Source organism: Natronomonas sp. (assembly GCF_036625485.1).
Taxonomy (GTDB): domain Archaea; phylum Halobacteriota; class Halobacteria; order Halobacteriales; family Haloarculaceae; genus Natronomonas.
In genome coordinates this window covers 1-13,983 of record NZ_JAZKTR010000059.1, presented here as the reverse complement: position 1 = coordinate 13,983, position 13,983 = coordinate 1, and the positions used below count along the sequence as shown (strand labels likewise).

Genomic DNA, 13,983 nt, shown 5'->3' with positions numbered 1-13,983 from the left:
GGACCGTCATCACGGGCAGCCGGTCGGTGAGGTCGTCGACGATGCGGAAGCTCGCACTGTCGGCCCCGATGATGATCGCCGCCCGGAGGACGGTCAGGTCGAAGCTCCCGGCTTCGAGCACCGATTCGACCTCCCGGCGGGACGCGAGGTGTGGCGAGAGGTTCCGCTCGTCGCCGCTGATGCCGCTCAGATAGACCACTCTGTCGACGCCGGCCGCCGATGCCAACTCTCGGAACCGGCGGGCGTAGGTCCGGTCCAGTTCCGCGAAGTTCTCGGCTGTCAGCGAATGAATGAGGTAGTAGGCCGCATCGACCCCCTCACAGAGCCCCTCCAGCGATGCCGGGTCGCCGAGGTCTCCTTCGAAGATCTCGACATCGTCTGGGAACATCGACCGATCCGCACTCCGAGAGAAGGCGACGACTTCGTGGCCGGCCGAACGTAGCGATTCAACGAGTCGGCGGCCGACGAACCCGGTCGCTCCAACGACGAGAACACGCATTGGCGGGTATACGAAGCGCTTCGACAAGGGTGTTCGGTTGGTTTACTCGCCCAGCACGACATCCACGAATTCCGGGGCGCCGTTCTCGTAGTCGGGGCGTTCGTCGGATTCACAGTAGTACGTCGCCCGTTCGACGACCTCATCGACCGAGGTGGCCTTCGAGACGCCCTCGATGTCCTTCCGTTCTGCCTCGTCTGCGAGGGCCTTCTGGAACGGCAAAAACGGGTAGATAACGCAGGGGGTGCCCGCGACGACCGTATCCGCGATCGAGGAGAATCCGGTGCAGATGACGACGTCGGCGGCCTCCGTGTAGGGCGTCATCGTCGGTTTCGTCTCCCAGTCGTCGTCGCCGACGGTCCTGACGTCGTAGCCGTCCGCCTCCAGTCGCTCCCGTATCTCGTCGAAGTTCTCCCCGTGTGTCCCGGGATTTATGAGCACGTCGTAATCCTCGATGTCCCCGTCGGCATCGCCCTCCTGTGCGAGCGGGCCGACTCGCGTCGACCCCTCCGGGGCCGGCTCGTCGGGCCACAGCGACGTGACGATGATCCCCTCGCCGAACTGCAGCGACACCTCGTTGTATATCTTCAGGGGCGTCCCCCAGACAGGCCCGAAGAGGTCGGTCGTCAGGTGGTCGATTCGGTAGAACTCGATGCCCAGTTTGGCGGCCGCAAGCCCCGCGAAGACGTCGTCGGTCACCAGTATGTCGGGGTCTTCCTCCTTTAGCCATCGATAGACCTCCCTCTGTCGCCGCACCGCGGACGGAACGAGGTCGAACAGCGTGTGTTTCAGGAAGGAAAGCGGCGTATCCCCTTTTACCGCGACCGTCGTAAGGTCGGGGTGGTCGAAGCCGTTCATCTCGACGAACTTCTTGCCCTGTCCGCCACCGGCCATCGAAACGTCGATGCCACGGGCTTCGAACTCCTTTGCGACCGGAATGGCTCTGGCCGCGTGCCCCGCCCCGTCGCACCAGTAGACGATCGCCACCTTCTCCGTCATGTGGCTCCCTCTATCCGGCGACCGTATAAATCGACGGTGAAAGAATACAACGATCCGTATCCGTCCTCGCGGACCGAGACCGTAGTTACTAACTCTCGCGGCGCCCGCGTTCCCTCATGGACGACGACGTGTCCGGGCAGAAGAACGTGGTCTTTCTCGTCTTGGACTCGTTGCGAAAGGACAGGGTCTCCGCGTACAACGACGACGTGGATTTCACCGACCACATCGGTTCCTTCGCCGACCGCTCGCTGGTCTTCGAGAACGCCGTCGCGCAGGCGCCGTGGACGCTTCCCTCCCATGTCTCGATGTTCACCGGCGAGTACCCGTGGGAACACGGCACCACACACGCTCGAAGCTACTTCGACGGCCGCGAGACGTTCGTCTCGGAGTTCAAAAACGAGGGATACTCGACCGCTGCGATAACGCCGAACATCTGGATTACGCCCCACAAGCGGATGACCGAGGAGTTCGACCACGTCGAGAACTTCCTCGGCAAGGCGAACAACCCGCTGAGCGTTCGGGCCTCGCGGCTCGGAACCAAACTCTACCACCGCCTCGGCGACGTGACCCGGCGGGTACTCGGCCGACAGATCGACCGCTTCTTCCAGCTTTTCAGCGTCGACGACTCGTGTAAATCCGAGGAGACGGTCGAGGCCGTCGAACGGTATCTCGGCGACCGCGAGGCCGACGAGGACTTCTTCCTCTATGTGAACCTGATGGAACCCCACGAGCCGTACCGCCCGCCGAAGCGGTACAGGGAGAAACACGGCGTCGACGAGAGCGCGACCATCGCCCACCGGCAGAAGGACGTCTTCACGAAGGACATCGACTTCGAGGAGCAGCGGAAGGTCTACGACGCCTCTGTCGATTACACCGACGACCTCGTGGGCCGCATCCTCGAGACACTGGAGGCGAACGGCCTCGCCGAGGGCACCGTCGTCGTCCTGCTTTCGGACCACGGGCAGGCTCTCGGCGAGGACGGCGGCCAGTTCGGCCACCAGTTCACGGTGATGGAGCCGGTCGTCAACGCCGTGTTGATGGTCGACCACCCCGACGCCGGGGCCGACACCGAGGACCGCCCCGTCGAACTCCGGCGACTCCACGACCTCGTGCCCTACTACGCAGGCATCGGCGACTGCCCCGAGACGGTCGCCGCCGAGACGGTGATGGGTGGCTGTGAGTTCCCGGAGAACTTCACCGGCTACATCCCGAAGGAACGCTGGGACGAGTACTACCGCCAGCGTCGCTTCCTCAGGCGCGACGGCCGGAAAATCGTTAGAGCCGTCGAGGAGGACGGGACGGCCCACTACACGGCCTACGACCTCGAGACCGGCGAGAAGATCGAGGTGCCCGACGACCTCAGGGCGGCCATCGACGCGACGGGTGAGGTCGATGCTGACGCCGACGACGCGGCCGAGGAGGCCCCCGAGGTCGACGAGGCGGTCGAACAGCGACTCGAGGAACTCGGCTACCGGTGAATCGGTGGATTATCGTTTCCTGGCCACGCCAAACGGTATATCCGCATGAGCGAAGCAGACATCTGCGTCGTCGCGCCGACGATACGGAACCCCGACTTCTTCGAGGGGTACGTCCGCAACGCCCGTGAACACGACTTCGATATCGACAGACTCCACGTGGTCCTCGTGACGGAGGATTTCTGTGAGAAAGAGCGAATGCGGGAGATGCTGGATGAACTCGGCGTCTCTGGTGCGGTCTTCGGTGGCTCCGAACGCGAGGCGTGGTACGACGAGGCCGGTATCGCGGAGTATGCGGACGTGGTGCCCGCGGCCTCCCATGCGGAGACGAGTTTCGGCCTGTTGTACATGTGGGCCAATCCCCAGTTCGAGTACGGAATCTTCCTCGACGACGACACGCAGCCACACGAGGATTTCGACTTCTTCGGCGACCACCTCGACCATCTCGGCTCGACGAAGTCGGTCGAACACGTGGCCTCCGACGAACGATGGGTCAACGTCCTCTATCAGAACGTGGACCGACACGGGCTCTATCCCCGGGGCTATCCCTACGCTGCGATGGACGAGACCATCGAGACGGAACGACGGGAGACCAACGAGATAGTCGCTTCCCAGGGGCTGTGGACCAACATCCCCGACCTCGACGCCGTTCGCATCCTCATGGACGGGAACCTGAAGGGGCAGGCACAGACGCTGACCGAAAAGCGGGACTTCACCCACAACTTCGCGGCCGCGGAGGGCAACTACCTCACCGTCTGCTCGATGAACCTGGCGTTCAAACGGGAGGTGATTCCCGCGTTCTATCAGTTCCCGATGGACGACAACGAATGGGATATCGGGCGGTTCGACGACATCTGGTCGGGGCTGACGCTCAAGAAGGCCGCCGACATGCTCGACAGATCCATCATCAACGGCTTCCCGCTGTGTGTCCACAACAAGGCCGAGCGGAGCACCTTCGACGACCTGAACAACGAGGTACCGGCTCTCGAACTCAACGAACATTTCTGGGAAGCACTCGAGGAGGCCCCGGACGAAGCGGACGACTACGTCGAGGCCTACGAGGCGATAATCGCCGCCGTCGAGGAATACGACTTCTCGGAGTACGCCAACAGCGAGTTCATCGATTTCACGGTCGCGAAGATGAATCGGTGGCTCGAGGCGATTCGAGCCCTCGAAAAAACGGAACACGAACTCGAAATCGGGAACTGAACCACCAATGCTTCTAACTCGGCGAGGCGAAGCATACACACCCTTGCCACAGTTGTCGCCCCCCGTCCTCTACGACACTCATCGATGAGATTACCGATAGACGTCGGCCGAACGGAATGGCTCTGGTTCGGAGTCACAGGGCTTCTGTTCCTACTTCTCCTCTACTTTGCGGACGTCGGGGAGTTTCTGAAGTCGCTCCGTCGGGCCGACCTCTCCGTGTTCGCCGTCGCGCTCGGTATCGGGTTTTCCTCGCTTCTGGTGTGGGCGTGGGTCTGGCACCGGTTTTTCGGACAGATGACGATATCGTCTACGCGCTCCCAAACGGTGCGCATGTTCCTCTCGGGGCATTTCCTGAACTCGATCACCCCGCTCGGCCAGTTCGGCGGGGAGCCGATCATGGCCTATATCGTCTCCGATAACACCGGGACCGAGTACGAGCGGGCCCTCGCGTGTGTAATCTCCGCCGACATCGTGAACGCCGTCCCGTTTTTCACCTTCACGCTCGGCGGCCTCGTCTACCTGTCCGTGGTCGGGTCGCTGAACAGTTTGCTCATCGAGGTCGGCGCGCTGTCCGTACTGCTTCTCGTCGTCGGTGGGGTGTTGGCGTATCTGCTCTGGTCCGAAAGCAGCACGCTCGGCGAAACGGCGACCGGCATCCTGCGCGGCCTCGAAACCCGCCTCACGTGGGGCGAATCCCTCTTTCAGGCGTTACGTGATCGGGTCACCACGATAGAGGCCGCCTTCGAAGAAGCCGGCAACGATCCAGTCTTTCTGCTGAAAACGGCCGTCATCTCACATCTCGCGATACTGGCACAGATCGTCTCGCTGTATTTCGTCTTCGTAGCGCTCGACATCGAGTCCGGATTCGTCCCGCTGTATTTCATCGTGAACCTCTCGGTCATCGCGACGATCTCGCCGACACCCGGCGGCTCGGGAACGTACGAAGCCGCGTTCTCCGCGCTCGTGACGTTCTTCTTCCCTGTCAGCCTCGCTACGGCCCTGACGGCCGCGGTGCTCTTTCGGCTCACGACCTACTGGCCCGGCATCCTCGTCGGGTATCCATCGCTCCTGACGCTGCGAAACGGGCACCCCGAGAAGGATTGACCGGGGACAGCCAACCCGTGACCGAACGGTCTCGAACGGGGCGTTGCGTGCCCCCTCACCAAGGTTTATCCTCTGAACGTGGTACCTAGTAACACATGGCCACGTTCCAGCGCCTGCGAGCAGGCCAACTGACTGCGCCCGAGGCCGCGGTGTTCGTCTCCGGGGTGGCGAGCATGGGACTGGAGATACTCGCGGGCCGTATCGTTGCCCCCCAGTTCGGCAGCAGCATCTACACGTGGGGCAGCATCATCGGCGTCTTCCTCGCGGCACTGAGTCTGGGCTATCACTACGGTGGCAAGCGGGCCGCCCACCGGGCCAGCCTCGAGCGCCTCTCGTGGCTCTTCCTCGGGACTGCCGCCTACGTCGCCTTGCTGATCTTCGCGAGCGACCTGCTGTTGGCCTCGACGGCGACGCTCCCGTTGCCGAGCCGGTTCGCCTCCTTGCCCGCTATCACGCTGCTTTTCGGCCCGCCGACCTACCTGCTGGGCTACGTCAGCCCCTATGCCGCCGAACTCTCCGGCACGGAGGCAGTCGGCGAAGCCTCGGGCCGGGTGTACGCGCTCGGGACGGTCGGCAGTATCATCGGCGCCTTCGGCACGACGTTCTTCCTGATCCCGGCCTTCGGCGTCGAGATCATCGGCTTCCTGTTCGGGGTGCTGCTGGTCGGGACGGCGATAGCGATGACGCTGCCGTCTATCGACCGCGACCCGCTTTTCGCCACCATCGGCGTCACGATCTTGCTCGTGGCGGCGGTCAGCAGCGGCGCCATCGGCTTTTCGACCGGCGGCAACGTCGTCTATCAGACCCAGACGCCGTATCAGGAACTCGAAGTCGCCGATGCGGGCGATACGCGGACGCTGTATCTCGACGGCCAGCGACACAGCGCGATGAACCTCAACGACCCCGACCGCTACGTCTTCGAGTACACCCGGTACTTCCACCTGCCGTATCTGTTCGCCGAGGACCCCGACGAGATCGACCGCGTGCTCTTCATCGGCGGTGGCGGGTTCAGCGGCCCCAAGCGGTTCGCCTCCGAATACAACGCGACCATCGACGTGGTCGAGATTGACCCCGTCGTCATCGACACTGCGGAGGAGTACTTCGGCGTCGAGGAATCCGAACGGCTCAATATCCACAACGACGACGGCCGGCGGTTCCTCCGGGAGACCAACCACACCTACGACCTCATCGTGTTGGACGCCTACAAGAAGGACAAGGTGCCCTTCCAGTTGACGACCGTCGAGTTCATGCAACTGACGAACGACCGCCTCTCCGAGGACGGCATCCTCTTTGCCAATCTCATCTCGGCGCCGAACGGCCCCGCCTCGGAGTTCTACCGGGCCGAATACCGAACCATGCAGCAGGTGTACCCACAGGTCTACGGCTTCCCGACCGCTGGCCCCAACGTCGTCCAGAACATCGAGGTCGTCGCGACGAAGAACGACGCCGTCATTTCGGAGGAGGAACTCCACGAGCGCAACGAACGGCGAGATATCGGTATCGACCTCTCCGAGGAGATCGAGAACTACGACCGGGAGGACCCGGGCGACGACGCACTGATACTCCGGGACGACCACGCGCCGGTCGATGCGCTCATGGACCCGATGGTCGGACAGCGGTACGTCATCGAACAGGTCGCGGACAACGAGACGGCCGGGGCCGATTGAGCGGCCCTGTCTGTGACCTACGTCTCCCTTTCGCCCAACGTTTTCATGACGGGGCGAAAAGGGACGGTATGATACCGACTCGAGGAAGTGCCGACGATACAGGAGTACAATGGCGGTAGACCTCGCGTTCTCGGCGGGTCGACTGCTCATCGCGCTGTTTCTCGTGGTCCTGAACGGCTTCTTCGTCGCCTCGGAGTTCGCCTTCGTCCGCGTTCGCTCGACGTCGGTCGAGCAACTCCTCGCGGAGGGCAAGGCCGGCGCGGAGATCCTCGACGATGTGATGACCAACCTCGACGACTATCTGGCCGTCACACAACTCGGCATCACCATCGCTTCGCTCGGACTGGGGTGGGCGGGCGAACCCGCCGTGGCGTCGCTCATCGAGCCGGTACTGGGCGCGATACTTCCCCCGGCGTTCCTCCACCTGGTGGCCTTCGCCATCGCGTTCAGTTTCATCACGTTCCTCCACGTCGTCTTCGGCGAACTCGCGCCGAAGACCATCGCCATCGCGGACGCCGAACGGGTCTCCCTGTTCGTCGCGCCGCCGATGCGAGCCTTCTACTACCTGTTCTATCCCGGTCTGGTCGTCTTCAACGGGACGGCGAACGCCTTCACGCGGATGCTCGGCGTGCCGCCGGCCTCCGAGACCGACGAGACACTCGAAGAACGCGAGATTCGGCGCGTACTGGCACGGGCCGGCGAGGCGGGCAACGTCGACGACGCGGAAGTCGAGATGATCGAGCGGGTCTTCGCCCTCGACGACACTACCGTCCGGGAGGTCATGGTTCCGCGGCCGGACGTGGCGACCATCTCCGCGGACGCCTCCCTGCCGGAGATCCGCGCTACCGTCCACGAGACGGGCCACACCCGATATCCGGTCATCGACGCCGACGAGCAGGTCATCGGTTTCGTCGACGTCAAGGACGTCCTCCGGGCGGTCGAGAACGACGAGACGGCCACCGCGGCCGAACTCGCCCACGAGGTGCTCGTCGTCCCGGAGACGGTACCCATCGACGAACTTCTGTTGCAGTTCCGAAGCGAGAGCCAGCAGATGGCCGCCATCATCGACGAGTGGGGCGCCTTCGAGGGTATCGCGACCGTCGAGGACGTCGTCGAGGTCGTGGTCGGCGACCTCCGCGACGAGTTCGACACCGAGACGAGCGAACCGTCCATCCGCCAGCAGTCCGACGGCACCTACGAGATGGACGGCGCGGTGCCCCTGTGGGCCGCCAGCGACGCTCTCGGAATCAACCTCGAGAGTTCGGATTACGAGACGGTCGGCGGCCTGGTACTGGAGGAACTCGACCGCGCACCGGAACCCGGCGACAGCATCGAGGTCGACGGCCACGTCATCGAGGTCGAGAGCGTCGATGGCTCACGGATCGAGATGCTGCTGGTTCGAGAAGTCGAAGGGAAGGAGGAAAAGGAGGCGTCGAACGACGAGTCCGACGCCTCGGAGACGTAACGTCGGTCAGTTCATCGCCCGGCCGCCCGCTTCGAAGGCGTACTTGCCGAGGAGGCCGACGGTTGCGAGACCGATGAGCGCGGCGAAGCCGACGACGACGGCCGAAAGCGGGTCGCTCGTTGCGGTCGGGATCTCGTTGCGGACGAAGCCGACCGCCAGCACCGTCGCGATGCCGATGAGTGCGACGGCACCGACGTTCGCGAGGAGGGGGTTGGTTTCGGGAACCGCCTCGGGGTCGTTCAGCAGGTAGAGGACGACGGCGAGCGCGAAGGGCGTACCGACCAAACCGAAGGCCAACACCAGCACGAGCAGTGGGAAGAAGGCGCCCTGGAGGAAGGTACCGAGGGCGCCGGCGAGTGCGACGACGACCAAGGCGGCCCGGAACCGCGTGTCGGAGACGTCACGGCCCCAGTCGAGTTTGTCGGCGACGAGATACGGCGGGACGACGGTGTTGGCCCCGAGCGTCGAGACGGCGGCGCCCCAGAGGCCGAGCAGGAACAGGGTGGCCGCGTAGTCGCCGGCCAGCGGGCCGAGCGCTTCGGCGGCGCCGAGAGCGTCGAGTTCGCCGGCGGCCACGTCGGGCGTATGCAGCACGCTCGCGGCGACGAGGAAGATGGCGAGGCTGAAGAGACCGAAGGCAGCCAGCATCGAGGTCCCCACGTCGAAGAGGCCGAGGTCGTACTGCTCGCGGGTCCACCCGCGGGCCCGCATGGTGTAGCTTTGCATCGTGATGAGGGTGATGTGGACCGCACCGCCGAGGACGCCGGCGGCGACGAGGGCGCCATCGAGGCCGGCCGGAATCGTCGGTGCGAGGCCCGTCACCGCCTCGGTCGGGTCGATGGGAACGACGAATATCGAGGCGACGAAGGCCAAGACGACCGCCGAGACGATGATCTTCGCGCCGAGTTCGGCGACGTGATAGCCGCCACCGGCCAAGCCGACCGCGAGGACGAGCGCCCACACGATGCCCCAGACGCGGGGGTCGACGCCGGTGATGGTCGAACTCACGTCGGCGACGGTTTTCATGATGATCAGTTGTGCCAGACCGGAGGCGAGGACGGTATCGACGACGAGTATCCACGCCCACGTTTCGCCGAGGTGTTCCTCGACGGTCGTGACGATGCCCTGTTCGGTGAGCAGGCCGAGTCGCATCGCGAGATACTGTGCGGTCGCGCCCAGCACCGCCGAGAGGACGACGACCCACAGGAGTGCGTACCCGAAGGAGGCGCCGGCGGTGATCACGGCGGCCATCGTAGCCGGCCCGACCGCGACGGCGCCGGCGACCCACGTCGGGCCGAGTTTCGAGAGGTAGTCTCTGACCCCGCCACGCTCTACCGTCGGTGCCCCTGCGTCCGTTTCAGTCGAAACGTCGGTCATCGATAGATGCACTCGGTGCCTTCGTTATAAATGATTCTACTCGGTAATACTACCGAAGAATAATTCCGCAAGTGTTACTGGGATACTCTCGTAAACGCCGATATGGAACTCAGCGACAGCGAGTTCGAGCAGTACCAGACCGAGGGGTACCTCGTCGTCGAGGACGCCCTCGATACGGCGATGGTCGACCGGGTGAAGACCCGACTCCGGGAGTACACCCACGGTGACCGCACCCCCGAGGGCTTCGAGCGACAACTCGAACCCCGCGTCGAGCGCGGCGAACTGGAGGTAGAGGAGGAAGGCGACGCCGTCCGGAAGTTCGAGGGCCTCGGCATGGTCGAAACCGACGACGTGTTCCGCGAGGTGGCCAACGACGACACCATCGTTTCGGTAGCGGCCCAGCTCCTCGGCGAGAACCTCAAACTCCTCCGGAGCGCCGCGATGTTCAAACCGCCCGAGGTTGGCAGCGAGAAGGGTTACCATCAGGACGCCGCTTACTATCCGATCCAGCCGATGGACCACCTCACGGTCTGGATCGCCCTCGACGAGGCGACCACGGAAAACGGCTGTATGAACGTCGTCCCCGGCGGCCACAAGGACGGCCTGCTGGGCCACGAGGCCGTCGAGTACGACACCGACATCGTCATCGCCGAGAAGGACTACGACGCCGAGGACGCCGTGCCGATTCCGATGGAACCCGGCAGCGTCCTCTTTACGCATTGTCTGGTGCCCCACTACACCGCGCCGAACACGACGGAGAACTGGCGGCGCGCGCTCATCAACTCCTACATGCGCTCGCGGTCCCGCTTTACCAAGCCCGACGAGGAACTACCGCCGTGGGTCGATTCGGTCCACATCCAGGGCGAGGGGTTCCCGGGCTGTGTTTAAAAAGAGCGACGACTGCGCTATTCTCTGCGGTGGCGAGGGTGACGGTCGAACGTCGCCCGTTCGTCGACACCGTTGTACGGCGAGCCATCGGTTCCGCGAACTCCTGATACACCGCGTCGGCCATGCCACCGAAACGGTCCGCTTCTGAACGAAGTGCCATCACAGTCTGTCGGCGATCTCGGTGTCGAACGGCTGCCGCTCTATGTAGAGGAACTCCAGCAGGAAGACGGAGACGAAGATGCCGACGATCCAGAGCAGTATCTCGAAATCGGTCCGATAGAGATGATAGAGGATGATGGGGATCGCGACCACGGTGCCGACCAGACCGAGTGCGGGAAAGAGGCGGTTCGACCCCGTTTCGTCGGCCAGTTGGAGGTTGACGAAGTTCGCGACGGCATCGGCGATCAGAAAGGCGACCGAGCCGAACTCGGTGATCTGCTTGAGCGTCCCGAGTGCGGCGAACGCGGCGGTTAGCCCACCCATCAGCAACAGCGCGTAGACGGGGACCCCCTCTCGGTTACGGAAGGAGAACAACCGGGGAATCACCTCCTCGGTCGCGATCTCGTGAACGAGGCGGGAGGCGCCGAAGAGGGTCGCGTTGATTCCCGAGGAGGTGCTCTTCATCGCCGAGAGGATCACGAGCACGAACCCGGCAGCGCCCAAGAGTGGAATGTTCGAGACCGCGGCTGCGAGCGCCGTCTCCTCGTGGGCGATGAGTTGTTCGGGCGTCAACTGGAGCGTGGCCATGAACGACACCGAGACGTAAATCAGGATGGCGATCGCGATGGCGAGGTACATGCCGATCGGAAGCGTCCGCTCGACGTTCTCGATGTCCTCGTAGTCGTAGACCAATAGCTGAAAGCCTTCGTACGAGACGAAGATGATCGCGAAGCCGGTGATGGGGCTGAGATAGCCTTCGTTAAAAAAGTCCACCGCAACCGGGTCTCCCCTGTAGAAGACGATTCCGAGCGCGGCAAGCGAAAGCAGGACGGCGATTTTGATGTAGACGGCGATGTCCTCGAAGAGGCCGGTTTCACGGACTCCGGAGAGGTTCAGCCCGACGAATGCCGCCACGACGAGGACCGAGATGATCGGCCGAAGGAGTTGCGGCAGCTCGATTCCGACGATGGCCCGTGCCGCAGTGAGCGTGTAGGCACCGAAGGCGAACGCGTACATCGCCATCACGCCGACGTAGCCGACGACGAGCACCCACCCGACGAAGCCAGCGACGTGTAGGTTGTCCGTCGCGTGTTCGACGAAAGTGAACGCGCCGCCGTGTTCTTGGTAGTGCAAGGTGAGTTTGAGATACGAATAGGCCGTGAGGAGGGTGATGACGCCCGCGATGAGATACGAAAGGGGGACGGCGTTCCCGGCCTGTCTCATCGCGACGCCGAGTACGGCATAGATGCCACCGGAGACCATCCCACCCACGCCCATTGCGACTACCTCTAGAAGACCGAGTTTCTCCGCTCGGGTGCGGCTCAGTAGGGAGGAGAGTAGATCCATGTCGAATTACGCTTGGGTGGTCTCGGACCGCTGGAACAGGTTATACAACCACGCGAGGAGATATGCGCCGACGAACGCGTCCGCGAACGCCCAGCCAGCACCGACTACCAATCCCTGCCTCGTCGAGTCATATCCCAGATACACGTCGGAAAGGAGGTCCCGCCACTCCTCGCCCCATCCTCGACACGCGGTCAGTCCCAATACAACGACGGCACCGGCCCAAAGCAACCCCATCGCTTTCCCGAGTGCCTTGCCATCCACTCTACTGGTGTTCGGGTCTCCCATATTTAGGGGTTCAGGAGGCCTTCACTTAACGGGTAACCCACCTTCCCAAACTCCGAAAACGACGGTACCGGGCTGCGATCGGTCGGCCGTCCGACACTACTGGCTAGGGCGAACGTCGCCGGTTCCGGAAACCCACGTGGGGCGACGAAACCGCCAAGCGTTGGGAGACATACTATACCACATGGCACAGCGACTGGCGCCGCCGCCCGAGGCCGGACTTCTGAACGCCCTGCGGTTCGGCACCGAGACGTTCCGCTTTCTGGAGGGGATACAGGCCCGCTTCGAGGACGGCACCTCGATTCCGGTCCCCGGGAAGGGGTCGCTCGTGCTCCTGACGAACCCCGCACTCGCCAGAGAGGCCCTCGAACGCCCCGAAGACTTCCCTCGCGTGGAGGCACTGGATTCGGCGGCCATGATCGCCGAAAACGGTCTCGTCCAGAGCGAAGGTGCGCTGTGGCGCCAGCAACGGTCGATAATGGGGCCGGCCTTCGGCGGCCAGCAGGTAAACGCCTACGCCGACACCACCGGCGAGCGCGTCGAGGCCCTCGCCGAACGGTGGGCCGGGGCCGGACCGCAGGAACTGAACCTCCATCGGGAGGCCACCTCGCTGACCGTCCGGGTGGCCTCAGAGATCCTGCTCGGGACGGACATCGGCAAGGCCCGAGCCGATACCTTCCACGAGTGGATGCGTGCGGCGGGCGAGGAGTTCGAGTTCGGTCCCGAGGTCGCCATGCCCGACTGGGTACCGACCCGGACCTCACCCGAGTTCCGGGCGGCGGCCGACGGGATTCGCGGCCTCGCCGAGGACCTCATCGACAAGCGGCGTGCGGATCTCGCGGCGGGCGACGGCGGTATGGACATGCTGACACTGCTGTTGCAAGCCGAAGACGACCCCGATGTCGACTACCCGGAAAACCAGATTCGCGACGAGGTGGCGACCTTCCTCATCGCCGGCCACGAGACGACGGCGCTGAGTCTCAGCTACACGCTCGCCCTGCTGTCGTGGAACCCGGAGGCCCGCCAGCGCGTCCGCGAGGAAGCCGAGGCCGCGCTCGGAGGCCTGGAGGGGCCGCCCAGCCACGAACACCTCTCCGACCTCCCCTACACCAAGCGCGCCTACCGGGAGGCGCTCCGTCTGTATCCACCGGCGTGGGCCGTCTTCCGACGGACCGAAGCGCCGGTCGATCTCGGTGACTACCGCATCGAGGGCGATTCTGGCGTCATCGTCCCGCTCTGGTCCATCCATCGAGACGAACGGTATTTCGACGACCCCGAACGGTTCGACCCCGACCGCTGGGAGCGCCGGAAGCCCAACGAGGTGGAGGCGTACTTCCCCTTCTCGACGGGGCCACACGCCTGTATCGGGCAGGGCTTCGCGCTCGCCGGCGCGACGCTTACGCTGGCGCGACTGGTGCGGGATTTCGATATCGATATCGCCGAAAACGAGTTGGACTCCCTGCGGGTGACGCCGACGCTCCGACCGACGGACGGCGTGACAGCGACGGTGCGACC

Annotated in this window: 12 protein-coding genes; 7 read left to right on the top strand and 5 right to left on the bottom strand. The window is 64.0% G+C overall.

Going from position 1 to position 13,983, the window contains the following annotated elements; all coding sequences use genetic code 11:
* On the bottom strand, positions 1 to 499 hold a 499-nt coding region (locus tag V5A53_RS07690), incomplete at its 3' end, for an NAD(P)H-binding protein (protein WP_332313006.1).
* Between the two features lie 42 nt (positions 500 to 541).
* The gene (locus V5A53_RS07685; protein ID WP_332313005.1) at positions 542 to 1,495 is read right to left on the bottom strand and encodes a glycosyltransferase; all 954 of its coding nucleotides are present in this window, start codon (positions 1,493 to 1,495) and stop codon (positions 542 to 544) included.
* Positions 1,496 to 1,611: 116 nt separating this feature from the next.
* Here V5A53_RS07685 and V5A53_RS07680 point away from each other — a divergent pair, with 116 nt between their 5' ends.
* From V5A53_RS07680 to V5A53_RS07660, 5 genes are all read left to right on the top strand, one after another.
* Positions 1,612 to 2,973, top strand: coding sequence for a sulfatase (locus V5A53_RS07680; RefSeq protein ID WP_332313004.1), 1,362 nt, complete (start codon positions 1,612 to 1,614; stop codon positions 2,971 to 2,973).
* A gap of 45 nt (positions 2,974 to 3,018) precedes the next feature.
* Positions 3,019 to 4,179, top strand: coding sequence for an alpha-1 4-glucan-protein synthase (locus tag V5A53_RS07675; protein ID WP_332313003.1), 1,161 nt, complete (start codon positions 3,019 to 3,021; stop codon positions 4,177 to 4,179).
* An 84-nt stretch (positions 4,180 to 4,263) separates the two neighbouring features.
* Entirely contained in the window at positions 4,264 to 5,283 is a 1,020-nt protein-coding gene (locus tag V5A53_RS07670; RefSeq protein ID WP_332313002.1) for a lysylphosphatidylglycerol synthase transmembrane domain-containing protein, read from the top strand.
* 95 nt (positions 5,284 to 5,378) lie between these two features.
* A complete protein-coding gene (locus V5A53_RS07665; RefSeq protein ID WP_332313001.1) occupies positions 5,379 to 6,950 on the top strand; it encodes a spermidine synthase in 1,572 nt (523 codons plus the stop codon).
* Positions 6,951 to 7,059: 109 nt separating this feature from the next.
* Positions 7,060 to 8,415 carry a hemolysin family protein gene (locus tag V5A53_RS07660; RefSeq protein WP_332313000.1) on the top strand — a complete coding sequence of 452 codons (1,356 nt, stop codon included), beginning with the start codon at positions 7,060 to 7,062 and terminating at the stop codon, positions 8,413 to 8,415.
* Positions 8,416 to 8,421: 6 nt separating this feature from the next.
* Here V5A53_RS07660 and V5A53_RS07655 read toward each other — a convergent pair whose 3' ends face one another.
* On the bottom strand, positions 8,422 to 9,792 hold the full coding sequence (locus V5A53_RS07655; protein WP_332312999.1) for an NRAMP family divalent metal transporter: 1,371 nt from the start codon (positions 9,790 to 9,792) through the stop codon (positions 8,422 to 8,424).
* 102 nt (positions 9,793 to 9,894) lie between these two features.
* On the opposite strand from V5A53_RS07655, the gene V5A53_RS07650 reads away from it, so the two are divergent.
* Positions 9,895 to 10,680: a phytanoyl-CoA dioxygenase family protein gene (locus V5A53_RS07650; RefSeq protein ID WP_332312998.1), complete on the top strand. Its 786-nt coding sequence runs from the start codon at positions 9,895 to 9,897 to the stop codon at positions 10,678 to 10,680.
* 159 nt (positions 10,681 to 10,839) lie between these two features.
* Here V5A53_RS07650 and V5A53_RS07645 read toward each other — a convergent pair whose 3' ends face one another.
* Together V5A53_RS07645 and V5A53_RS07640 are read right to left on the bottom strand one after the other, a co-directional pair.
* Positions 10,840 to 12,186 (bottom strand): APC family permease, encoded by a 1,347-nt coding sequence (locus tag V5A53_RS07645; RefSeq protein ID WP_332312997.1) that lies wholly within the window; start codon positions 12,184 to 12,186, stop codon positions 10,840 to 10,842.
* Positions 12,187 to 12,192: 6 nt separating this feature from the next.
* Positions 12,193 to 12,471 carry a bacteriophage holin gene (locus V5A53_RS07640; protein WP_332312996.1) on the bottom strand — a complete coding sequence of 93 codons (279 nt, stop codon included), beginning with the start codon at positions 12,469 to 12,471 and terminating at the stop codon, positions 12,193 to 12,195.
* 181 nt (positions 12,472 to 12,652) lie between these two features.
* Here V5A53_RS07640 and V5A53_RS07635 point away from each other — a divergent pair.
* Positions 12,653 to 13,983: cytochrome P450 (locus tag V5A53_RS07635; protein WP_332312995.1), on the top strand; the 1,331-nt coding region annotated here is incomplete at its 3' end.

Excerpts from the sequence above, each read along its gene's own strand:
- V5A53_RS07680 (WP_332313004.1), top strand. The coding sequence starts at position 1,612 with ATGGACGACGACGTGTCCGGGCAGAAGAACGTGGTCTTTCTCGTCTTG.
- V5A53_RS07660 (WP_332313000.1), top strand. The coding sequence starts at position 7,060 with ATGGCGGTAGACCTCGCGTTCTCGGCGGGTCGACTGCTCATCGCGCTG.
- V5A53_RS07640 (WP_332312996.1), bottom strand. The coding sequence starts at position 12,471 with ATGGGAGACCCGAACACCAGTAGAGTGGATGGCAAGGCACTCGGGAAA.
- V5A53_RS07675 (WP_332313003.1), top strand. The coding sequence starts at position 3,019 with ATGAGCGAAGCAGACATCTGCGTCGTCGCGCCGACGATACGGAACCCC.
- V5A53_RS07670 (WP_332313002.1), top strand. The coding sequence starts at position 4,264 with ATGAGATTACCGATAGACGTCGGCCGAACGGAATGGCTCTGGTTCGGA.
- V5A53_RS07650 (WP_332312998.1), top strand. The coding sequence starts at position 9,895 with ATGGAACTCAGCGACAGCGAGTTCGAGCAGTACCAGACCGAGGGGTAC.
- V5A53_RS07655 (WP_332312999.1), bottom strand. The coding sequence starts at position 9,792 with ATGACCGACGTTTCGACTGAAACGGACGCAGGGGCACCGACGGTAGAG.
- V5A53_RS07645 (WP_332312997.1), bottom strand. The coding sequence starts at position 12,186 with ATGGATCTACTCTCCTCCCTACTGAGCCGCACCCGAGCGGAGAAACTC.
- V5A53_RS07665 (WP_332313001.1), top strand. The coding sequence starts at position 5,379 with ATGGCCACGTTCCAGCGCCTGCGAGCAGGCCAACTGACTGCGCCCGAG.
- V5A53_RS07685 (WP_332313005.1), bottom strand. The coding sequence starts at position 1,495 with ATGACGGAGAAGGTGGCGATCGTCTACTGGTGCGACGGGGCGGGGCAC.